Annotated in this window: 17 protein-coding genes and 1 tRNA gene; 10 read left to right on the top strand and 8 right to left on the bottom strand. The window is 74.0% G+C overall.

Annotation, left to right across the window (positions count from 1 at the left end; translation table 11 throughout):
• Positions 1-466: 466 nt before the first annotated feature.
• From ABTZ17_RS12075 to ABTZ17_RS12065, 3 genes are all read right to left on the bottom strand, one after another.
• Positions 467-551, bottom strand: a tRNA-Leu gene (locus tag ABTZ17_RS12075).
• Positions 552-634: 83 nt separating this feature from the next.
• Entirely contained in the window at positions 635-1,093 is a 459-nt protein-coding gene (locus ABTZ17_RS12070; RefSeq protein WP_352195458.1) for a hypothetical protein, read from the bottom strand.
• Positions 1,094-1,219: 126 nt separating this feature from the next.
• Positions 1,220-2,158 (bottom strand): beta-ketoacyl-ACP synthase III, encoded by a 939-nt coding sequence (locus ABTZ17_RS12065; RefSeq protein WP_352195457.1) that lies wholly within the window; start codon positions 2,156-2,158, stop codon positions 1,220-1,222.
• Between the two features lie 248 nt (positions 2,159-2,406).
• Between ABTZ17_RS12065 and fdhD the strand changes: the two genes are divergently transcribed.
• On the top strand, positions 2,407-3,258 hold the full coding sequence (gene fdhD, locus ABTZ17_RS12060; protein WP_352195456.1) for a formate dehydrogenase accessory sulfurtransferase FdhD: 852 nt from the start codon (positions 2,407-2,409) through the stop codon (positions 3,256-3,258).
• A gap of 112 nt (positions 3,259-3,370) precedes the next feature.
• On the opposite strand, the gene ABTZ17_RS12055 is transcribed toward fdhD, so the two are convergent.
• Together ABTZ17_RS12055 and ABTZ17_RS12050 are read right to left on the bottom strand one after the other, a co-directional pair.
• A complete protein-coding gene (locus tag ABTZ17_RS12055) occupies positions 3,371-3,808 on the bottom strand; it encodes a (2Fe-2S) ferredoxin domain-containing protein (RefSeq protein ID WP_352195455.1) in 438 nt (145 codons plus the stop codon).
• Between the two features lie 25 nt (positions 3,809-3,833).
• Positions 3,834-4,943: a bile acid:sodium symporter family protein gene (locus ABTZ17_RS12050; RefSeq protein WP_352195454.1), complete on the bottom strand. Its 1,110-nt coding sequence runs from the start codon at positions 4,941-4,943 to the stop codon at positions 3,834-3,836.
• Between the two features lie 206 nt (positions 4,944-5,149).
• Here ABTZ17_RS12050 and ABTZ17_RS12045 point away from each other — a divergent pair, with 206 nt between their 5' ends.
• The 6 genes from ABTZ17_RS12045 (at position 5,150) to ABTZ17_RS12020 (ending at position 14,528) form a co-directional block, all read left to right on the top strand.
• Positions 5,150-6,040, top strand: a complete 891-nt coding sequence (locus ABTZ17_RS12045; protein WP_352195462.1) for a LysR substrate-binding domain-containing protein — start codon at positions 5,150-5,152, stop codon at positions 6,038-6,040.
• A gap of 236 nt (positions 6,041-6,276) precedes the next feature.
• On the top strand, positions 6,277-8,103 hold the full coding sequence (locus tag ABTZ17_RS12040; RefSeq protein ID WP_352195453.1) for an AMP-dependent synthetase/ligase: 1,827 nt from the start codon (positions 6,277-6,279) through the stop codon (positions 8,101-8,103).
• A gap of 325 nt (positions 8,104-8,428) precedes the next feature.
• Positions 8,429-9,697, top strand: a complete 1,269-nt coding sequence (locus ABTZ17_RS12035; RefSeq protein WP_352195452.1) for an ABC transporter substrate-binding protein — start codon at positions 8,429-8,431, stop codon at positions 9,695-9,697.
• 39 nt (positions 9,698-9,736) lie between these two features.
• The gene (locus tag ABTZ17_RS12030; protein WP_352195451.1) at positions 9,737-12,547 is read left to right on the top strand and encodes an ABC transporter permease subunit; all 2,811 of its coding nucleotides are present in this window, start codon (positions 9,737-9,739) and stop codon (positions 12,545-12,547) included.
• Between the two features lie 88 nt (positions 12,548-12,635).
• Positions 12,636-13,418: an ABC transporter ATP-binding protein gene (locus tag ABTZ17_RS12025; RefSeq protein WP_352195450.1), complete on the top strand. Its 783-nt coding sequence runs from the start codon at positions 12,636-12,638 to the stop codon at positions 13,416-13,418.
• A gap of 309 nt (positions 13,419-13,727) precedes the next feature.
• Positions 13,728-14,528: an aldo/keto reductase gene (locus ABTZ17_RS12020; RefSeq protein WP_352195461.1), complete on the top strand. Its 801-nt coding sequence runs from the start codon at positions 13,728-13,730 to the stop codon at positions 14,526-14,528.
• A 46-nt stretch (positions 14,529-14,574) separates the two neighbouring features.
• On the opposite strand, the gene ABTZ17_RS12015 is transcribed toward ABTZ17_RS12020, so the two are convergent.
• A complete protein-coding gene (locus ABTZ17_RS12015; RefSeq protein ID WP_352195449.1) occupies positions 14,575-15,507 on the bottom strand; it encodes an AraC family transcriptional regulator in 933 nt (310 codons plus the stop codon).
• 91 nt (positions 15,508-15,598) lie between these two features.
• On the opposite strand from ABTZ17_RS12015, the gene ABTZ17_RS12010 reads away from it, so the two are divergent.
• Positions 15,599-16,510, top strand: a complete 912-nt coding sequence (locus ABTZ17_RS12010; RefSeq protein WP_352195448.1) for a Rossmann-fold NAD(P)-binding domain-containing protein — start codon at positions 15,599-15,601, stop codon at positions 16,508-16,510.
• Positions 16,511-16,808: 298 nt separating this feature from the next.
• Here ABTZ17_RS12010 and ABTZ17_RS12005 read toward each other — a convergent pair whose 3' ends face one another.
• Positions 16,809-17,114, bottom strand: a complete 306-nt coding sequence (locus ABTZ17_RS12005; RefSeq protein ID WP_352195447.1) for a 4a-hydroxytetrahydrobiopterin dehydratase — start codon at positions 17,112-17,114, stop codon at positions 16,809-16,811.
• A 177-nt stretch (positions 17,115-17,291) separates the two neighbouring features.
• Here ABTZ17_RS12005 and ABTZ17_RS12000 point away from each other — a divergent pair, with 177 nt between their 5' ends.
• Together ABTZ17_RS12000 and ABTZ17_RS11995 are read left to right on the top strand one after the other, a co-directional pair.
• Positions 17,292-19,079: a hydroxysqualene dehydroxylase gene (locus ABTZ17_RS12000; protein WP_352195446.1), complete on the top strand. Its 1,788-nt coding sequence runs from the start codon at positions 17,292-17,294 to the stop codon at positions 19,077-19,079.
• 63 nt (positions 19,080-19,142) lie between these two features.
• Entirely contained in the window at positions 19,143-19,943 is an 801-nt protein-coding gene (locus tag ABTZ17_RS11995; RefSeq protein ID WP_352195445.1) for a helix-turn-helix domain-containing protein, read from the top strand.
• On the opposite strand, the gene ABTZ17_RS11990 is transcribed toward ABTZ17_RS11995, so the two are convergent.
• A complete protein-coding gene (locus ABTZ17_RS11990) occupies positions 19,929-20,345 on the bottom strand; it encodes a hypothetical protein (protein ID WP_352195444.1) in 417 nt (138 codons plus the stop codon). The two genes, ABTZ17_RS11995 and ABTZ17_RS11990, sit on opposite strands and share 15 nt — an antisense overlap.
• Between the last annotated feature and the right edge of the window lie 165 nt (positions 20,346-20,510).

The following is a 20,510-nucleotide window of genomic DNA, read 5'->3' as shown; positions in this document are numbered from 1 at the left end:
TTGAGTTCTCAAGGTGCGGACGCTTCCTTCGTACTCACCCTCGCGGGTTTTCCTCCGGGCGCTTCCTTCGTTCTTGCGTTTCCGACTCTATCAGATCCTTTCGGCGCTGATTCCCGGTCGGCGGGATTTGTCTTTCAGGCCTTGCGGCCGTTCCGACGAATGAGACTTTAGCGGGTTCTCGGCTCTCCGCCTAATCGGCGGTTCACTGAATCCACATTTCGAAAGAACGCATGAAAACGTCGCGAGGTATTCGCTTCGTTCGAATGGTTCCTGCGGAATGGCTGCTCGGGGACCGACCGGGGTCGGCGCTCACGTCGGGCAGCTCGGAGAACACTACACCACCTCGGGAGGTGTACGGGACCGCACTTCCGACAGCGACACGGGCGCGGCGCCCCTGATCGGCCGAACACGGCGGCACAACGCAGCGGATCCCCCTCCTCAGTACGAGGAGGGGGATCCGTCTCTGTGTCCGAGGGGGGACTTGAACCCCCACGCCCGATAAAGGGCACTAGCACCTCAAGCTAGCGCGTCTGCCATTCCGCCACCCGGACCAGGTGGTCGGCCCCGGTTTCCCGCGGCGACATGGACAACAATACCAGGCGTTCGAGGTGCATCCGAACCACGTTTCCCGTGGTCAGGTCGCTGCCCCGGTCCTGTTGGCCTCGACCCAGTCCTCGTGCCGCTGCCAGCCGTACAGGGTGTCCCCGTCCAGGTACAGGTAGTACGCCCCGCAACGGGAGGTGTTGCGGTCCTGCGCGGCAGCGGGGAACCAGTCGGCCTTCAGCTCGGGACCCTTCGCCCCGGTGGCGGCCGGGGCGCAGCCCGCCGGGAGGCGGACGTCCTTGAGGGTGGCCTTGAGGAGGCGTTCCCCGCCGGTCGTCTTCATCGCGTACCGCACGGAGCTCGCGTCGTCCGGGAGCCAGCGCGGCACCGAGCTACGGGCTTCCTTCGCCTGCTTGCCGGTGGCGTAGGAGGCGGACTGCTCGTGGCGGCCCTCGAACCACTCCTTCGCGGCGGGGGCCGCGACGGCGGCGGCGAAGCCGAGGGAGACGCAGACTCCGGCGGTGACGAGGACGACCTTCTTGGCGTTCATGGGGCGGGTGCTCCTGGGGCGTACGGCTGTGCGGTCCCCTCCATCCTGGGAGGAGCGGACCGGACATTCGTCAGTCCACGGGATCAATCGGCATCCCTCTCGGGGACCACCCGCCCGGGGACTCCCCTAGGGACAGCGGATGACCTGGCCCGCGTAGGAGAGGTTGCCGCCGAAGCCGAAGAGGAGCACGGGGGCGCCCGTGGGGATCTCGCCGCGTTCGACGAGCTTCGACAGGGCCATGGGGATGGAGGCCGCCGAGGTGTTGCCGGAGTCGATGACGTCCCGGGCCACGACGGCGTTCACCGCGCCGATCCGCTGGGCGAGCGGCTCGATGATGCGCAGGTTGGCCTGGTGGAGGACCACGCCCGCGAGGTCCTCGGGGGTGATGCCGGCCTTCTCGCAGACCTGGCGGGCCAGCGGGGGAAGCCTGCTGGTGGTCCAGCGGTAGACGGCCTGGCCCTCCTGGGCGAAGCGGGGCGGGGTGCCCTCGATGCGGACGGCGTGGCCCATCTCGGGCACGGAGCCCCACAGCACGGGGCCGATGCCCGGCTCCTCGGCGGCCTCGACCACGGCGGCTCCCGCGCCGTCCCCGGTGAGCACGCAGGTGGTGCGGTCGGTCCAGTCGGTGATCTCGGTCATCTTGTCGGCACCGATGACCAGGGCGCGGGTGGCGGAGCCCGCGCGGATCGCGTGGTCGGCGGTGGCCAGCGCGTGCGTGAAGCCGGAGCAGACCACGTTGATGTCCATCACGGCGGGCGAGCCCATGCCGAGCTTGGCCGCGACGCGGGCGGCCATGTTCGGGGACCGGTCGATGGCCGTGGACGTGGCCACGAGCACGAGGTCGATGTCGGCGGGCGTCAGCCCGGCGCTCGCCAGGGCCTTTCCGGCGGCCTGGGCGGCGAGCTCGTCCACCGGCTCCTCGGGTCCGGCCACGTGGCGGGTCTTGATGCCCACCCGCGTCCTGATCCACTCGTCGCTGGTGTCGACAAGCTCGGCGACGTCCTCGTTGGTGAGGACCTTGGCGGGCTGGTAGTGCCCCAGCGCGACCACGCGTGAACCTGTCATGGGTGAGGTACCCCCCTTGTACGGCAGTCAGGATCCTTCAGCTTTGCTCGCTACCAACCGGTACGGGGGCGCGTGATCCGACAGGTTCGGCCGGTCTTCTTTGGAGAGTTCCGAGGATCCCGCCGGGGAGACGGACGGGGAGCCGCAGCTCCGCCGTTCCGGGACGGTGTCCGAGAATGGGGGCAGCGGCGGAGGGAGTCACGAGCACCCGGCGTCGGACGCACCGAGGAACAGGCGGGCAGCAGAGCATGGGACGGGTCACCGAACGCCGGCCGGTCGTGAGGATCAGGTCCGGGCGGGTCAGCAGGCGGCCGGACACCCTCGTGGCCGAGGAGCCGATGGAGATACGCCTCAACGGCCGGCCCCTGGCGGTGACGATGCGGACGCCGGGGGACGATTTCGCGTTGGCCGTGGGGTTCCTCGTCAGTGAAGGGGTGCTCGGCCGGGCCGAGGAGGTCCAGTCGGTCGTGTACTGCGCCGGCGCCACGGACGACGGGTCCAACACCTACAACGTGGTGGACGTGCGGCTCGCCCCGGGTGTGCCGGTCCCCGACATCACCCTGGAACGGAACGTGTACACCACGTCCTCGTGCGGGCTGTGCGGGAAGGCGAGCCTGGACGCGGTCCGGACGGCGAGCCGGTTCCCGGCACCCCACGGGGATCCGGTGCGGGTCACGGCGGAGCTGTTGGCGGTGCTCCCCGATCGGTTGCGGGCCGCGCAGCGGGTCTTCGACCGGACCGGCGGGCTGCACGCGGCGGGGCTGTTCTCCGCTGAGGGCGAGCTGCTGGACCTGCGGGAGGACGTGGGCCGGCACAACGCCGTGGACAAGGTCGTGGGGCGGGCCTTCCGGGCCGGGGGGCTGCCGCTGCGGTCGTCGGTGCTGATGGTGTCGGGCCGTGCCTCGTTCGAGCTGGTGCAGAAGGCCGTGATGGCGGGGATCCCGGTGTTGGCGGCCGTGTCCGCGCCCTCGTCGTTGGCCGTGGACCTGGCGGTGGAGTCCGGGCTGACGCTGGTGGGCTTCCTGCGGGGCGATTCGATGAACGTGTACGCCGGTGCGGAGCGGGTGCTCGTTCCCGAGGAGCGGGAAGTCGGGGGGTAGGGGGGCGGGCGCGGCGTGCGCGGGCCCCACGGTTCCGGCGCTTTCCCCCTCGGCGGGTAGGGGCTCGGCGGGCACGGGCCCGGTGTCCACGGGCGCCGTGCCGGGCCGGGTGTCAGCGGCGGCGGCCGGAGCGGACGCGGGCGGAGCGGGCCGCGCGGGCGGGTCGGTCGGTGCGGTCCGCTGGTGGTTCGATGCGCTGGAGGTCGAGGACGGGGGGCAGCGGGGTGACGCCGGGGCCGCCGGCGGCGGCCCACTCCAGGAGGGCGTCGGTGCAGTCGTCGTCCTTCGCCCAGCCGATCCAGACGGCGCGGGCGCCGCGGCGGCGTCCTTCGGCGGACGGCTGGACGACGATCACGTTGGCCTGCTCGCAGGGGCCGAGGCATTCGGAGGTGCGGACGGCGAGGGTGCCGCCGGACTCCGCGGCGGCGGACTCCAGCCGGGCCAGTTGCCGGTCGTGGTCGACGTCGGGGTGCTTGCGGGAGTTGCCGCAGCAGCAGCCGCGGCAGACGACGAGAGTGCAGGGCCGTGCGGTGGGCCGTATCCAGGTCACCACGGAAAGCTATCGGCCCTGGCCATCAGGGCCGAGCGGCCGGGACCGAGACCTGCGCCACACCATCGGCGGGCAGGGGGTCGTCGGCGCGGCGGCGGGCGATGACCGCGCAGACCATCAGCTGCATCTGGTGGAACAGCATGAGCGGGAGCACCGCGAGGGCGGCTTGGGGCCCGAAGAGCACGCTGGCCATGGGGAGGCCGGCGGCGAGGCTCTTCTTCGAGCCGGCGAACTGGATCGCGATGCGGTCCTCGCGCCCGAAGCCGAGGCGTTGGGCCCCGTACCAGGTCAGGGCGAGCATCGCGGCGAGCAGTACGGCTTCCACGAGGAAGAGGGCGCCCAGGCGGCCGGGGCTGACCCGGTGCCAGATCCCGGCGGTCATGCCCGCGCTGAAGGCGCTGTAGACGACGAGGAGGATCGAGCCCCGGTCCACGTACCCGAGGGTCTTCTTGTGGCGGGTGAGGAAGCCGCCGACCCAGCGCCTCAGGAGTTGCCCGGCGAGGAAGGGCAGCAGGAGCTGCACGGCGATCTTGAGCAGGGAGTCGGCGGAGAATCCGCCCGCGCCGCCGAGGAGGAGGGCGGCGAGGAGGGGGGTCAGGACGATCCCGGCGAGGCTGGAGAAGGACCCGGCGCAGAGCGCGGCGGGGACGTTGCCGCGGGCGATGGAGGTGAAGGCGATCGAGGACTGGATGGTGGAGGGGACCAGGCAGAGGAAGAGCAGGCCCTGGTAGAGGGGCTCGGTGAGCAGGGTGGGGACCAGTCCGCGGGCTGCCAGGCCGAGCAGCGGGAAGAGCAGGAAGGTGCAGGCGAGGACGGTGAGGTGGAGCCGCCAGTGGCGCAGTCCGTCCAGGGCCTCGCGGGTGGACAGGCGGGCGCCGTAGAGGAAGAAGAGCAGGGCGACGGCCGCGTCGGCGGCGGTGCCGGCGGCCGTGGCCGTGGCTCCGCGGGCGGGGAGCAGGGCGGCGACGCCGACGGTGGCGAGGAGGGCGAGGACGTAGGGGTCCAGGGGGAAGCGGCGGGGGCGGCGGGGGCCGCCGCCGTTCTTGCGGGTGAGGCGGGCCCGGAGGGTGGGGCGGCCGGGGGTGGTGGCGTGGCCGGGGTTGGGGTGCGGTGTGGTGGGGCGCGGGGCGGGCATGGCCTCGTTCGGTTCGGTGGTGGGTGGGCGGGTGTGGGGGGGGTGAGGCGGTCGGGTCCGTGGGGGCGGGGCGGGGCGGGGTGGATCGGGCGGGTGGGTCCTTTCCATCTTCCGGGGTGGGGTGGCGATCGGGAATCCCGTACGCCGTGGTCACTGTCATCGCTCTTCGCGATGGGCGGGCGTAGCGTGGGGGCATGTCCGATGACCTGTACGAGCCCGCCCACCTGCGGACTTTTCTGGTGGTGGCGCAGACGCTGAGCTTCACGGGGGCCGCGGGGAGGTTGGGGGTGCGGCAGTCGACGGTGAGCCAGCACGTGCGGCGGCTGGAGGAGGCCGCGGGCTGCCGGCTGTTCACACGGGACACGCACCGGGTGGAGCTGACGGAGGCGGGCGAGGCGATGCTCGGCTTCGCCGGGACGATCCTGGCGGCCCACGAGCGGGCCGCGGCCTTCTTCTCGGGGACCCGGCTGCGGGGGCGGCTGCGGTTCGGCGTCTCGGAGGACTTCGTGTCGACGCGGCTGCCGGAGATCCTGGAGTCCTTCCGGCGGGCCCATCCGGAGGTGGACCTGGAGCTTTCGGTGGAGCTGTCGGGGGTGCTGTACGAGCGGCTGGCGGCGGGGGCCCTGGACCTGGTCCTCGCGAAGCGGCGGCGGCCCGGGGACCGGCGGGGGCAGTTGGTGTGGCGGGACCGGATGGTGTGGATCGGGGCGGAGGGGGTGCGGGTGGACCCGGATCGTCCGGTGCCGCTGATCCTCTTCCCGCCGCCGGCGATCACCCGGGCGCGGGCGCTGGAGGTGCTGGAGAGGGAGGGGCGGTCCTGGCGGATCACGTGTACGAGCGGGAGCCTGAGCGGGCTGACGGCGGCGGCGCGGGCCGGGCTGGGGGTGATGGCCCACACGAAGGGGCTGGTGCCGCCGGGGCTGGTGCGGGTGCCGGAGCGGGCGGGGCTGCCGGAGTTGGGGGCGGTGGAGTTCGTGCTCGTGCGGGGTGAGCGGGAGCAGGGGCGGGGGTCGGATGGGGTCGCGGGGGCGGTGGAGGCGTTGGCCGGGGCGATTCTGGGGGGTGGGGATCGGCTGCTTCCGGAGGGGCGGGGGTGACGGGCCGGGGCGCCTGCGGAGCTGGAGGTTCCTCCGCCGGGCCTCGGTCCGGGCGGGGGCCGCGGTGGGGCCGCCCGGCCGGGGCCGGCGGGTATCGGCGTCGCCCCGGTCCCGGCTGTCGGAGCCCGCCGGTGACGAGTTGGGGTGGGATCTTGCGACCGGGGCGCGGAGTGCCCGTCGGTCGGGTAGCGTCGCCGCCGCTGTGCTGATGCGGAGCGGCGGATGGGGGAGCGGCCTTGCGCGAATGCACCGTACCTGCCGTGGTGACGGCTCCTCCGGTCGGCGGGCTGGCCGACGCGGTGTACGCGCACGCCGGCACGGATCCGGACCGGGTCGCGATGGGGCGTCGCGGGGCGGACGGGGCGTGGCGGGACGTGACCTCGGCGGAGTTCCGCGATGAGGTACTGGCCCTGGCGAAGGGGCTGTTGGCGGAGGGGGTCCGATTCGGGGACCGGGTGGCCATCATGGCGCGGACCCGGTACGAGTGGACGCTCTTCGACTTCGCCCTGTGGTCGGTCGGGGCGCAGCCGGTGCCGGTGTACCCGACCTCCTCCGCCGAGCAGGTGTGGTGGATGCTCCACGACGCGGGAGTGACGGCCTGCGTGGTGGAGGACGAGGACCAGGCGATGACGGTGGGGTCGGTGGTGGACCGGTTGCCGCGGCTGGCCCGGCTGTGGCAGTTGGACGCGGGGGCCGTGGCCGGGTTGACGGCCGCGGGGGCGCAGGTCTCCGACGGGTTGGTGCACCGGCACCGGCGGGCGGTGACCCCCGATTCGGTGGCGACGGTGATCTACACCTCGGGGACCACGGGCCGGCCGAAGGGGTGCGTGCTGACGCACGCGAACTTCATGTACGAGACGGACACGATGGTCGCCGGGTGGGCGGAGGTGTTCCGGTACCGGCCGGGTGAGGCTCCGGCGACCTTGCTGTTCCTGCCGTTGGCGCACGTGTTCGGGCGGATGGTGGAGGTGGCGGCGGTCCGGGCCCGGGTGAAGTTGGGGCACCAGGCGGTGATGACGGCGGACCGGTTGTTGCCGGATCTGGCGGCCTTCCGGCCGACGTTCGTATTGGCCGTGCCCCGGGTCTTCGAGAAGGTGTTGGCGGCGGCGCGGCGGAAGGCCGAGGCGGAGGGGCGGTCGGCGCCGTTCGAGCGGGCGGTGGAGACGGCCGTGCGGTACGCGGAGGCGCGCGAACAGCAGCGGTTCGGGGCGGGGACGGGGCCCTCGGCGGTGGTGCGGGTCCAGCACCAGGTCTTCGACCGGCTGGTGTACGCGAAGGTGCGGGAGGCCCTCGGGGGGCGGGTGCGGTACGCGATGTCGGGGGGTTCGGCGATGTCGCGGCGGCTGGGGCTGTTCTTCGAGGGGGCCGGGGTGTCGGTGCTGGAGGGGTACGGGCTGACCGAGACCTGCGCGGCGGCGACGGCGAACCCCCCGGAGGCGGTGAAGTACGGGACGGTGGGGCGGCCGGTGCCGGGGACCACGGTGCACATCGCCCCGGACGGCGAGGTGTGGCTGCACGGGCCGCACGTGTTCGCCGGGTACCTCAACGATCCGGAGGCGACGGCGGCCGTGCTGCGGCAGGGCTGGCTGGCCACCGGGGACCTGGGGCGGCTCGACGAGGACGGGTACCTGACGATCACGGGCCGGAAGAAGGAGGTCCTGGTCACCTCGAACGGGAAGACCGTCTCCCCCGCGGCGCTGGAGGACCGGGTCCGTTCGCATCCGCTGGTGGACCAGTGCATCGTGCTGGGGAACGACCGGCCGTACGTGGCGGCGCTGCTGACCCTGGACCTGGACGGGGTGGCGCACTGGTTGTCGATGCGGGGGCGGCCCGCGGTGCCGCCGGACCGGCTGGTGCGGGACGCTGAGCTGACGGCGGAGGTGCGGCGGGCGGTGGTGGCGGCGAACAGCCTCGTCTCGCGCGCGGAGGCCATCCGTACCTTCCGGGTGCTGGCGGAGCCGTTCACGGAGGAGCGGGGTCTGTTGACGCCCTCGCTGAAGCTGAAGCGGCGGGCCATCGAGCGGGCGTACGCGGCGGAGGTCGCCGCCTTGTATCCGGAGTAGGCGCGCGCGGAGGTGAGCGTCCGGGGGCGGCTCGGTGGCGGGCGGGGCCGGGCGGCACATGGTGGGGTTCGCGCGTCACGTTGTCGGTTCACGCGTCACGTTGTTGGTTGATGCGTCACGTTGTTGGTTCATGTGTGACGTTACGGGCTGATGCGTGACATGGCACCTGGGTCGGACCTCGGACCGGCGACTCCCGCCCCGCGCACCCGGCGCCCCGACGCGTCCGAGCAATCTGACGCATCGTCATTTTACCCTGCGATGAATATTGACGACCCGTCAGGTCCGCTCCAGAATGCGGGGATTCCGACGGAGGGGACCAGAGTCCATGTCGCGACCGTTCCGTACGCTGGCCGCCGCGGTGGCGGCCCTCGCGCTCGTCACCGCCTGCAACTCCGCCGCCGACAGCCGCGACCCGAAGGGCTCGGCCGCACCGGGCGGGGCCGCCGTGCGCGGGGTGAGCGCCGACGCCATCACGGTCGGCGGGATCGTCTCCATGACCACGGCCGGCGGCTACAGCAAGAAGGACACCGACCTCGGAGCCCGGGCCCGCTACCAGCGCGCGAACGCCGAGGGCGGGGTGAACGGCCGCCGCGTCGCGTACCTGGGCGCCGAGGACGACGGTCAGGACCCCGGCCGGAACATGGCCGCGGCCCGCAAGCTGGTGCAGCAGGAGAAGGTGTTCGCGGTGGCGCCGATGAGCTCGGTGACCTTCTCGGGAGCGGACTTCCTGGAGCAGTCGAAGGTGCCGGTGTTCGGCTGGGGCACCCTGCCCTCCTTCTGCGGGCCGAAGTACATCTACGGCTTCAACGGCTGCCTCGTCCCGATGCCCGGCGGCACCATCAACCAGACCTGGCCCGAGGGCGTGAAGAAGGTGCTCGGCGGCAGCGCGGGCAAGTCCGTCGCGATCATCGCCAACGACAGCGACGCGGGGAAGTTCGGCGTGCGCACCTTCGGCCGGGGCTTCGCGGCCGCCGGGTTCACCGTGTCCTACGCCAAGCCCTCCGTACCGGCGACGGCCGTCCCCAGCGACTGGTCCGCCTACACGAAGGAGATCCTCCGCAGCAACGGCGGCAAGGCCCCCGACGCCGTGGTCTCCGTCATGCAGACCCCCAGCAACATCGGCCTGTTCACCGCGCTCAAGCGCGGCGGGTACACCGGCCTGCTCACCGACCCCACCGACTACGACCCGGGACTGCTGGCCCAGGAGACCACCCGCAAGGCCCTGGACGGGGTGCACGTGCTGCTCCAGTTCCAGCCCTTCGAGTCCGCCGATCCGGCCATGGAGCGGTTCAAGGCCGACATCAAGGCGGCCGCGGGCGGCAAGGACGTCCCCCTGAACATGCACATGCTGACCGGGTACATGTCGGCCGACCTGTTCCTCGCCATCGCGCAGAAGGCCGGACGGAACCTCACCCCGGAGTCCTTCCAGGCCGCCGCGGCCGCCTTCTCCGACACGGGGACCCTCGTCGGCGACCGGAGCGGGGCCAAGGCGCAGAAGGAGAGCTTCGGCTGCGGGGCACTGGTGCAGCTCAGGAACGGCCGGTACGAGGTCTCGGTGCCGTTCGCCTGCCACCGGCCCGTCCCCTTCGGGTGACCGGGTCGCGGAGCGGGGACCGGGAAGCGGGGTCCGGGCATGGGTGACCTGCTGGCCTTCGTGCTGAGCGGGCTGGTGTCGGGGGCGCTGTACGCGCTCCTGGCCACCGGCCTGGTGCTGTCGTACTCGGCGTCCGGGCTGTTCAACTTCGCGCACGGGGCCACCGCCTACCTGTGCGCGTTGGCCTTCCACGAGCTGCGGTCGGGCTTCGGCTGGCCGGCGGTGCCGACGGCGCTGTTCACGGTGTGCGTGTTGGCGCCCGGGATCGGCTGGGGCCTGGACCGGCTGATGTTCCGGCGGCTGGCGAAGGCGGGCGAGACCGCGCAGATCGTGGCGACGATCGGCCTGCTGGTGGCGCTGCCGGCGGCGGGGCTGTGGGCGGTGGAGCTGCTGGAGCGGGCCGGGGCGCCGGTGGTGCCGGCGGAGAACCAGTTCGGGCTGCCGGGCGTCGGTCCCAGCCCGGCGGTGTCCTGGCAGCTGATGGACGGCGTGGGCGTGGACTCCGACCAGGTGATCACCTGGGTGGCCACGGCCGTGGTCGCGGCCGCGCTGTGGGCGCTCATGCGGCACACCCGGCTCGGACTGCGGCTGCGGGCGGCCGTGGACCAGCGGGAGCTGGCCGAGCTGCGGGGCGTCAGCGCCGACCGGCTGTCCACGACGGCCTGGATGCTGGCCTCGGCCCTGGCCGGACTGGCCGGGGTGCTGGCCACTCCCCTGCTGGGGCTGTCCGCGCACGATTTCACGCTGTTCCTGTTCGTGTCGGCCACGGCGGCGGCGCTGGGCCGCTTCGTGTCGGTGCCGTTGGCCTTCGCGGGCGGGCTGGCCCTGGGCGTCGTACAGAACCTGGTGGCCGGGTACGCCTCCTTCGCCGAGCGGATCACCGGATTCCGTACGGCGGTGCCCTTCTTGATCCTCTTCGCGGGGCTGCTGGTCCTGACCCGGCGCCGCCGGACGGCGGGCACCGCGGCCGCCGACGCCCCCGCGCCCGACCACCTGGCCGGACTGTCCTGGTGGCGGCGGTGGGGGCCCTGGGCGATCGCCGCGGCCCTGTTGGGCGCCGCCTTCTACACCGTGACCACGCCGTTCTGGAGCGGGGCGCTGGCCCAGGGGCTGGCGCTGGGGCTGGTCTTCATGTCGTTCACGGTGGTCACGGGGCTCGGCGCGATGGTGTCGCTGGCGCAGGCGGCCTTCGTGACGGGCGCGGCCCTGCTGGCGGGGCTGCTGATGGGGCACGGCTGGCCCTTCCTGGCGGCCGCCCTCGTCGGCACCTGCGGGGCGGCGGTGCTCGGCGCCGTGGTGGCGCTGCCCGCGCTGCGGCTCGGCGGCCGGACCCTGGCCCTGGCGACGCTGGCCCTCGCCTTCCTCGCCGACCAGGTCCTCTTCCAACTGCGATGGCTGCGCAACGGCGACCAGGGCTGGGCGGTGCCGCGGCCCGTCATCGGGCCCGTGGACCTCGCCGACGACCGGGCCTTCGGGGTGGCCGCCCTCGTCCTGGTGGTGCTGGTGACGGCCGGGCTGACGGCGCTGCGGGGCTCCCCCGCGGGCCGCGCCATGCTCGCCGTGCGGTCCGCGCCCGCCGCCGCGATGGCCTCGGGGATCTCCGTGGTCCGGACCCAGCTGTTGCTGTTCACCCTGTCGGCGGGGCTCGCGGGCTTCGGTGGTGTCATGTACGCCTCGTTCAGCACCCGGATCACGGCCACCGACTTCACGGCCATGACCGGCCTGGTGTGGCTGGCGGTGGTGGTCGCGGCGGGGGTGCGCAGGCCGCAGTACGCCGTGGTGGCCGGGCTGGTGTTCGTCCTCGTACCGCCCCTCCTGGAGCGGCACGTCACGGACTCCGCGCACCTGCCCGTGATGCTGTTCGGCCTGGCGGGCCTGGCTCTCGCCAACGATCCGGACGGGTACTGCGCGGCGGTCCCGCAGCGGCTGGCGCGCCGGCGCGCGGGAGTGCGGGCGAAGGCCGGGGCCGAGGATGCGCGGACCGGGCCCGTGCCGGACGGCGCGGCTTCGGGGGCCGGGTCCGGGGCCGGAGCGGGTTCCGGGTCCGGGCACGAGGTTTCGGGGGCCGGGGGCGGGAGTCCCGGTGCGGCTTCCGGGGGTGCGGGCGGGGATGCGACGCCCGCGGGCCCGGGATCTCTCGGCGGGAGCGGAGACGGGGCCGCGGCGCTGGAGCTGCGGGGCGTGTGGGCGGGCTACGACGGCGGGAGCGTGCTCCGCGGGGTGGACCTGTCGGTACGGGCCGGAGAGGTACTCGCCCTCCTGGGGCCGAACGGCGCCGGCAAGAGCACCGCCTGCCGGGTGGCCGCGGGCGCGCTGCCCGTCGTGCGCGGGCGGGTGCTCGCGCACGGCCGTGAGGCCACCGCGGACGGGCCGGTGCGGCGGGCCCGCGGCGGGATCCTGCTGGCCCCCGAAGGGCGCGGGATCTTCCCGGGCCTCAGCATCGCCGAGAACCTCGCCCTCCAGCTGCCGGGGGCCGCCGACCGGACCGCGGTCTACGAACGCTTCCCGCGGCTGGGCCGCCGCCGCGGGGTGCCCGCCGGTTCCCTGTCCGGTGGGGAGCAGCAGATGCTCGCCCTGGCCCCGCTGCTCCAGCGGCCGCCCCGGGTGCTGATCGCGGACGAACCCGCGCTGGGGCTCGCCCCGCAGGTGGTGGAGGAGGTGTACGCGCTGCTCGCGGAGCTGCGCGACGCGGGGACGGCCCTGCTGTTGGTCGAGGAACGGGCGGTCGGGGCGCTGGCGATCGCGGACCGGGTGGCCTACCTCGCCGACGGCCGGGTCACCTGGTGCGGGCCGCGCGCGGAGGTCCGCGCCGACCGGCTCGCGGACGCCTATCTGGGGATCGCCCCGTGAACGGGCGGGGCGGGCTCGGGTGGGGCGGGGGTGGGGCCGGGCGGAGGGCCGGAAACGCGGGTGGAGCGGGTGTGAGGGAGGAGCGGGTGTGAACGGGCTCGGGGCGGAGGCTGGGTCGGGGGCGGAGGCGGGTGGGACGGTGCTGGAGGTCCGGGGGGCGGGGGTGCGGTTCGGCGGGGTCACGGCCCTGGACGGGGTCTCCCTGGAGCTGGCGGCCGGGGAGGTGTGCGGGCTGATCGGGCCGAACGGGGCCGGCAAGACCACTCTCTTCGACGTGGTCTCCGGGATCCGGCGCCCGGACCGGGGGCGGGTGCTCCTGGAGGGCGCGGACGTCACGGGGCGGTCCCCCGTGTGGCGGGCCCGGCACGGGATGCGCCGGACCTTCCAGCGCCAGCAGCTGTTCGGTCAGCTCAGCGTCGCCGACAACCTGCTGGTGGCCCAGGAGTGGCGGGGGCCGGGGCGGTCCCGGCGGGCCGCGCTGCGGGCCCGGCGGGAGCGGGGCGCGGCGGTGCTGGCGGCCTGCGGGTTGTCGGAGGCGGCGGAGGGGCCGGCGGGAGGGCTGCCGGTGGGGCGGGCGCGGATGGTGGAGCTGGCCCGGGCGGTGGCCGATCCGCCCCGGGTGCTGTTGCTCGACGAGCCGGCTTCCGGCATGGCGGGACCCGAGCGGGAGGTGCTGGCCTCGGTCGTCCGGGGGCTGGCCGAGGAGGAGGGGTGCGGGGTGCTGCTCGTCGAGCACGACGTGGCCTTCGTGATGGAGCTGTGCACCCGGGTGGTCGTCCTGGACCTGGGGCGGGTCCTGGCCGCCGGGACTCCGGCGGAGGTGCGGGCCGACCCGGCGGTCCGGGAGGCGTACCTGGGGCGGACGGAGTGACGCGGGGGGCGGGGTGAGGCGGGGCGGCGCATGTCGGGGTGGGTGGGGTGTCACGGTGTGGGGTGACGTTGCGGGCTCACCTGTGACATTGCACCTTCACACGTGACGCGGCAGGCGCCCCGGGCGCGGCAAGGCATCCGCCGCCCATCGCCCCGGTAGACCCGCACGATCCGGTCAGGCCGGCGGGAATAGGGCGGACCGGTGGCCGGTTGTGGGTCCTCGTACGTGCACGACTACACGAGGGAATCGCCCGCCGTGAACCAGGATGCCCAGCAGGTCCCGTCCATCAAGCTCAACAACGGCACGCTGATGCCGCAGCTCGGCTTCGGCGTCTGGCAGGTGCCGGACGACGAGGCGGCCGCCGCGGTCGGCACGGCCCTGGAGGCCGGCTACCGCAGCATCGACACCGCGGCCGTCTACGAGAACGAGACCGGCACCGGCAAGGCCATCGCCGACGCGGGTCTGCCGCGAGAGGAACTTTTCGTCACCACCAAGCTGTGGAACAGCGGGAACGAGTCCTGGGGCCGGGACAACGTCCTCCGCGAGTTCGACGCCTCCCTGTCCCGGCTCGGCCTGGACTACGTCGACCTGTACCTGATCCACTGGCCGCGCCCGATGCGCGGGGACTACCCGGCCATCTGGAAGGCCTTCGAGGAGATCGCCGACAGCGGTCGCGCCAAGGCCGTCGGCGTGTCCAACTTCCAGCCCGCGCACCTGGAGCGGCTGCGCTCCGAGAGCGGTCTCGTGCCCGCGGTGAACCAGATCGAGCTGCACCCGTTCTTCTCGCAGGCCGAACTGCGCGCGGTGCACGCCGAGTACGGCATCGCCACCGAGGCCTGGTCCCCGCTGGGCCAGGGCAAGGAGCTGCTGGCGGCACCGGCCGTGACGGCCGCCGCCGCCAAGCACGGCCGCACCCCCGCCCAGGTGGTGCTGCGCTGGCACCTCCAGCTGGGCAACGTGGCCATCCCGAAGTCCGTGACCCCGTCGCGGATCCGGGAGAACCTGGACGTGTTCGGCTTCGAGCTGGACGAGGCCGACCTCGCCGCGCTCGGTGCCCTGGACTCCGGCAAGCGGATCGGTCCGGACCCGGACGGCTTCGACTGGAATTGAAGGACCCGGGCCCGGCGGCGCGCCGGGCGGGTGGTCCGCGGGGCCCTCAGGCGAGTTCGCGGTGGCGGCTCGGGCTGATCCCCCGGACCCGTTTGAAGGCCGAACTCAGCGCGAAGGAACCGCTGTAGCCGACCTTGTGGGCCACCGACTCCACCGTGTCGTCGGTGTCCCGCAACAGGTCGGCCGCGAGGGAGAGCCGCCAACCGGTCAGATAGGCCATGGGCGGCTCTCCCACCTGTTCGGTGAAGCGACGTGCGAAGGCAGCCCGGGACACCCCGGCGGCCGAGGCCAGCGAGGCCACCGTCCAGGGCCGGGCCGGGGTGTCGTGGATCAGTCGGAGCGCGGGCCCGGCCACCGGATCACCCAACGCCCGGTACCAGCCCGGCGGTCGCCCCTCGGGGCGCGAGAACCAGGCCCGGAGCACGTCGATCAGCAGCAGGTCCAGGAGCCGGTCGAGGACCACCTCCTGGCCGGGCCCCTCCTTGGCGCTCTCCGCGTCGAGCACGGGCCCGAACGGGCAGTCCGCCTCCCCCGCGGGCAGCACCAGCAGCGGCGGCAGGGCGGAGAGCAGCCGGCCGCCGATCTCCCCCGCCATCCGATAGGTGCCGACGAGCAACCCCGCGTCCCCGTCGTCCCCGTCGCCCCAGGCGCGTACGCCGAGCTTCATGACGGAGCCGAGGGGTTCGCCCTCCGGCGTGCGGCAGTCCCCCGCCGCGTCCACGACGACCCTCGGCGGGGTGCCGGGGCGGCCGGTCACGGTGTACGGGGCGGGTCCGCGGGTGACGGCCACGTCCCCGGCGGCCAGCCGGACCGGCTCCCCCTCCGCCGGCTCGATCCACACCTCGCCGTGGCGGACCCGCATCAGGCACAGCGGGGCCTCGTCCTCGATCCGTACCGACCAGGGCGTCCGCATCACCATCCGCAGGATGAAGGCCCCTTGGGCCCTCGGCCCGTTCAGCAGTCCCGTCAGCGCGTCCACCCGTGCGAGCTTAACGGCGGCTGGACGCACGGACATGGGAACGAGCCGGTGGGACATGGTCGTCGGGCGGCGCGGCGGCGAGGCTGGTGCCATGACTCAGAACACGGGGCAGTACACGGGGCGGCACACGGGCCGGAACACCGGGCAGTACGGAGAGCGGCAGTCCGGACCGCGGGGGGACGGGAGCGCGCCGGTCGTGCTGGTGACGACGGCGACGGGGAAGACCGGGCGGCGGGTGGCGGAGCGGCTGACCGAGCTCGGGTACGGGGTGCGGGCCGGTTCCCGTACCGGGGAGGTCCGTTTCGACTGGGAGGATCCGGCGGGTTGGGGACCGGCGTTGGCGGGGGCGGACCTCGCGTACGTGGCGTACTACCCGGAGCTGGCGGTACCCGAAGCGGTGCCGGCGCTGCGGGAGTTCGGGCGGCAGGCGGTCGCGCACGGGGTGCGGCGGCTGGTGGTGCTGTCGGGACGAGGTGAGGCGGGGGCCGTCCGTGCCGAAGCGGCGCTGCGGGAGGCGGGGGCGGAGGTGACCGCGGTGCGGGCGGCGTTCTTCGCCGAGAACTTCAGCGAGGGCCTGTTCCGGGAGGCGGTGATCGGGGGCGGGTTGGCGTTCCCGGCCGGCGCGACGGCCGAGCCGTTCGTGACGGCCGAGGACGTGGCGGAGGTGGCGACGGCGGTCCTGACGGGTGCCGCGCCGGCCGGGGCCGTGTACGAGGTGACCGGTCCACGGGCGCTCACCTTCGGGGAGGCGCTCATGGAGATCGGCCGGGCGGCGGGCCGGGAGGTGCGCTACGAGGCGGTGTCGACGGCCGAGTACGCGACCCTGCTGGAGGGGTACGGACTGCCCGGGCCGGAGGCGGGATTCCTGGCGGAGCTGTTCGCCGGGATCCTCGACGGCCGGAACACGCCCGTGTCGGACGGGGTGGAGCGGGCCCTGGGCCGGGCCCCGCGGGAGTTCGCCGCGTACGCCCGCGAGGCGGCCGACGCGGGGGCGTGGGACTGACGGGGCCCCGGGGCAGGAAGGGCCTTGGGGCCCGGGGGCTGAGGGGCGGACGGGTCCGTGCCGGACGGGGCCGGATCACGATCACGCCGGTACGGGGCGGGCGTCCGCCGGGCTTCCGCCGCCCCGTCCGCGCGGGGGAGGGTGACGTCGTCCAGGGCCGCTGGTTCGTACCGCGACCGCCGCCCCGTCCGTGCGCGGGCGGGCGCGCCCCCGGAGGCGGCGGCCCGCTCCCCACAGCGTCGTCCGGGCCCGCCCGGGGGTGCGGTACCGGCCGCCGGGCGTCATCGGGCGAGAGGGGTCAGTGGGCGCCGAGGCCGGGGGCCAGGTCGCGGACGCGTTCGGCGAGGGCGAAGTCCTTCGCGGTGACCGAGCCGCCCGCCGAGTGGGTGTTCACGGCCAGCGCGACGGTGTCGTACCCGAGGGTGAGGTCGGCGTGGTGGCCCAGCTCCTCCTGGACGGCGGCGATGGCCAGGACCAGGGCGGCCGCCGCGAAATGACCGTCGAGGCGGAAGGTGCGGCCGAGCCGGTCCCCGGTGACGGCCCAGCCGGGGAGCTCCCGCAGCCGGTCCTCGATCTCCTTCTGCGACAGCGGTTCCAGCGCCATGGCGGCTCCTCCCGTGAACGGTGGACCTCCAGCGTCCCACAGGGGGGCGCGGGGGGAAGGGTTCGCGCCATAGTGCGGCGGGGCCGCTCCCGTGCCTTCCGTGCCGGGGGCGGCCCTTCTAGGCTCCTGCGCCGGACGCGACGGTTACCGGGCAGTAGCGGGAGCAGCGGAGGGCGCATGACGTCGAGACGTACGTTCATCACGGGAGTGGCCGCGGGCACGGCCGCGGCCGGAGCCTTACCGGGCGGGGCGTCGGCCTCGCCACGGCCGGAACGGTCCGGCGCCACGGAACCCGCCCGGGCGACGGGCCCGCGGGTGGCGGTGCTCGGCGGCGGGGTCGCCGGGTTGACCGCGGCGCACGAACTCGCCGAGCGGGGCTTCGCGGTGACCGTCTACGAGCGACGGGCCCTGGGCGGGAAGGCCCGCAGCATGGGGGTGCCGGGCAGCGCGCGCGGCGGTCGCAGGCCGTTGCCTGCCGAGCACGGGTTCCGTTTCATCCCGGGGATCTACCACAACCTCCCCGACACGCTGCGGCGGATCCCGTTCGAGGGGAATCCGAACGGCGTCTGGGACAACCTGGTCGCTCCCCCGGAGATGATGTTCGCCCGTTCGGGCGGTCGGGAGGACCTGCGGGCCCCCATTCCGTGGCCCGGGCACCGGCCGGCCCGCCTCACCCTGGACGAGTTGCGGCGCGCGTTGACCGGGCTGGTCGAGACCCTGGGGCGGCTGCCGCTGCACGAGACGGCGTACTTCGTGAACCGGGCCCTGGTGTTCCTGACGAGCTGCCAGGAGCGCCGCGACGAGGTATGGGAGCGGACGCCCTGGTGGGAGTTCGTGCGGGCGGAGCGGATGTCGTACGAGTACCAGCGGATCCTCGCGGTCGGCGTGACCCGCAACATCGTGGCGACGAAGGCCGAGGAGGCGTCCACGCGCACGGTGGGCACCCTGGGCGAGGCCTTCGTGTTCAACGCGCTGGGGCGCGGCGCGGACGGCCCGCCGGACCGCATCCTGAACCTGCCGACGAACGAGGCGTGGATCGACCCGTGGGAGACCCATCTGCGTTCCCTCGGCGTGGAGTTCAGGATGGGTTGGACGGTGCGTCAGGTGCGGTGGGCGGACGGCCTGGTCAGCGGGGTGGAGCTGGCGGACCCGACCGGGGCGGTCCGGACCGAGACGGCCGACCACTACGTGTCGGCCCTGCCGGTGGAGCACGCCCGCCGCACCTGGAGTCCCGGACTGCGGTCGGCGGACCCGATGCTGGGGCGTTGCGACCGGCTGCGGACGGACTGGATGACCGGGATCCAGTTCTACCTCACCGAGCGCGCCCCACTGGTGCGCGGCCACTTCAACTGCGTCGACTCCCCTTGGGCGTTGACGGGGATCCAGCAGGCCGGTCACTGGCCGCGCCGGCGGTTCGCCACGGACTACGGGGACGGGTCGGTGGTGGACTGCCTGTCCGTGGACGTGTCCGAGTGGGACAAGCCGGGGATCCTGTACGGGCGGACGGCCAAGCAGTGCACCAGGGAGGAGGTCGCCCGGGAGGTGTGGGCGCAGTTGAAGGCCGCCCTGAACGACTCGGGGCGGACCGTGCTGCGGGACTCCGCCCTGCACTCGTGGTTCCTGGACCCGGGGGTGGACGGCCTGGGCACCCCGCACCCGGTGAACGAGGACGAGTTGCTGATCCACCCGGTGGGCACCCTGTACGACCGGCCGACGGCGCGCACCCGCGTCCCGAACTTCTTCCTGTGCGGGGACTACGTGGCGGTGGACATCGACCTGGCCACCATGGAGGGGGCGAACGCGTCGGCGCGGGCCGCGGTGAACGCCCTTCTTGGACAGTCCGGTTCCGCGGCCGAGCCCTGTCGGGTGGTGTCGATGTTCCGGCCCCCGGAGCTGGCGGAGGTGCGACGGCAGGACCTGTTCCGCTACCGGCTGGGCCTGCGCAACGCCCTGGACCTGGGCTGATCCGGCCCCGTCCGGAATGACGGCGGGGAGCGGCCCGGACCGCTCCCCGCTACTGTCACGACCATGACGACGACGGGTACCGGTACGGCGGTGGGGGCGCTGTTGCGCACGTGGCGGGTGCGGCGGGGGTTGAGCCAGCTGGAACTGGCCCAGCGGGCCGACTCCTCCTCGCGGCACCTCAGCTTCATCGAGACGGGCCGGTCACGGCCCGGTGAGGAGCTGCTGCTGCGGCTGGCCGACCGGCTGGAGGTGCCGGTGCGGGACCGCAACGCGCTGTTGGTGGCCGCCGGTTACGAGCCGCGGTTCCGGCAGACCCCGCTGGAGGACCCGGCGCTGGACACCCTGCGGGAGGGGCTGGAGCGGCTGCTCGCGGGATACGAGCCCTATCCGGCGCTGATCGTGGACGGCGCGTACCGGGTGGTGGCGGCGAACCGGGGCGTACTGATGCTCCTCGACGGGCTGCCCGAGCACCTGCTGGAACCGCCGCTCAACGCGATGCGGATCACCCTGCACCCGGAGGGCCTGGCCCCGCGGATCCGCAACCTGCCGGAGTGGCGGGGGCACCTGCTGGCTCAGATGGAGCGGCAGTTGGTGCTGGGGCGCTCGGAGGAGCTGCGCGCGCTGTACGAGGAGGTGGCGGCGTACCCGCATCCCGACCCCACCCCGGAGGCCGAACCACCGGCCCCGGTGCCGTACTTCGCGCTGCCGCTCGTGATCGAGCACGACGGGCAGCTGCTGTCCTTCGTGTCCTCGATCTCCACCTTCAACACCCCGCTGGACGTGACCGTCGCCGAGCTGGCCATCGAGACGATGCTCCCGGCCGACCCGGCGACGGTGAAGTACCTGCGCTCAGTCGGTGGTTGACCGCAGCGCCAGCGCCTGGAGGGCGGCGAACCCGGCCACGGTCAGCGCCTGGAGGGGGATCCACACGACCCCGGCCGTCGTCGGCTCGAAGTACAGGACCAGGGCGGCCAGGCTGAGCACGGCCCAGGCGGTGTTCACCCCGACCACGGCCCCGACGCCGGCCGGGGCGGGCCGCTCCCGGGAGGAGAGCAGGCCCACGGCCGCCGCGTAGACGGCCAGCAGCACGCCGAGCTCGCACAGCAGCCCCTCCTCGACCCCGAGGAGCCGGCCGAGGGGCGCCGGGAACAGGGCGTACGCCAGCCCGTTGGCCCCGGTGACCAGGGCGTCCAGCGCCAGGAACCGGCGCAGCGCGGACCAGGGCCGGGCGGTACGGGCGACTGCGGTGATCAGGGTCGCGGACATGGGGCGGACCTCCTCGGCGGAAGGCGGACGGGGACTGCCGGGCCCCGGACCCGAGTGCGCGACCCCGGAACCCGACACCCCTCACGATGCCGCCGCCCGCACCTCCGGTCGATTACCCCGGAGGTAAGGCGACCGGGCGCTCCCGCTCCCGTCGGAGCGGACCCG

Origin of the sequence: Streptomyces sp. NPDC097619, from assembly GCF_040302735.1 — a bacterium.
Classification (GTDB): Bacteria; Actinomycetota; Actinomycetes; order Streptomycetales; family Streptomycetaceae; genus Streptomyces.
The sequence above is the reverse complement of the archived record's forward strand: the minus strand, read 5'-3'. Positions and strand labels throughout refer to the sequence as shown.

Coding starts and splice junctions, on each gene's coding strand:
- ABTZ17_RS12030 (WP_352195451.1), top strand. CDS start 9,737: ATGGGTGACCTGCTGGCCTTCGTGCTGAGCGGGCTGGTGTCGGGGGCG.
- ABTZ17_RS11995 (WP_352195445.1), top strand. CDS start 19,143: ATGACGACGACGGGTACCGGTACGGCGGTGGGGGCGCTGTTGCGCACG.
- ABTZ17_RS12070 (WP_352195458.1), bottom strand. CDS start 1,093: ATGAACGCCAAGAAGGTCGTCCTCGTCACCGCCGGAGTCTGCGTCTCC.
- ABTZ17_RS12000 (WP_352195446.1), top strand. CDS start 17,292: ATGACGTCGAGACGTACGTTCATCACGGGAGTGGCCGCGGGCACGGCC.
- ABTZ17_RS12010 (WP_352195448.1), top strand. CDS start 15,599: ATGACTCAGAACACGGGGCAGTACACGGGGCGGCACACGGGCCGGAAC.
- ABTZ17_RS12050 (WP_352195454.1), bottom strand. CDS start 4,943: ATGCCCGCCCCGCGCCCCACCACACCGCACCCCAACCCCGGCCACGCC.
- ABTZ17_RS12035 (WP_352195452.1), top strand. CDS start 8,429: ATGTCGCGACCGTTCCGTACGCTGGCCGCCGCGGTGGCGGCCCTCGCG.
- ABTZ17_RS12065 (WP_352195457.1), bottom strand. CDS start 2,158: ATGACAGGTTCACGCGTGGTCGCGCTGGGGCACTACCAGCCCGCCAAG.
- ABTZ17_RS12020 (WP_352195461.1), top strand. CDS start 13,728: ATGCCGCAGCTCGGCTTCGGCGTCTGGCAGGTGCCGGACGACGAGGCG.
- ABTZ17_RS11990 (WP_352195444.1), bottom strand. CDS start 20,345: ATGTCCGCGACCCTGATCACCGCAGTCGCCCGTACCGCCCGGCCCTGG.
- ABTZ17_RS12005 (WP_352195447.1), bottom strand. CDS start 17,114: ATGGCGCTGGAACCGCTGTCGCAGAAGGAGATCGAGGACCGGCTGCGG.
- fdhD (WP_352195456.1), top strand. CDS start 2,407: ATGGGACGGGTCACCGAACGCCGGCCGGTCGTGAGGATCAGGTCCGGG.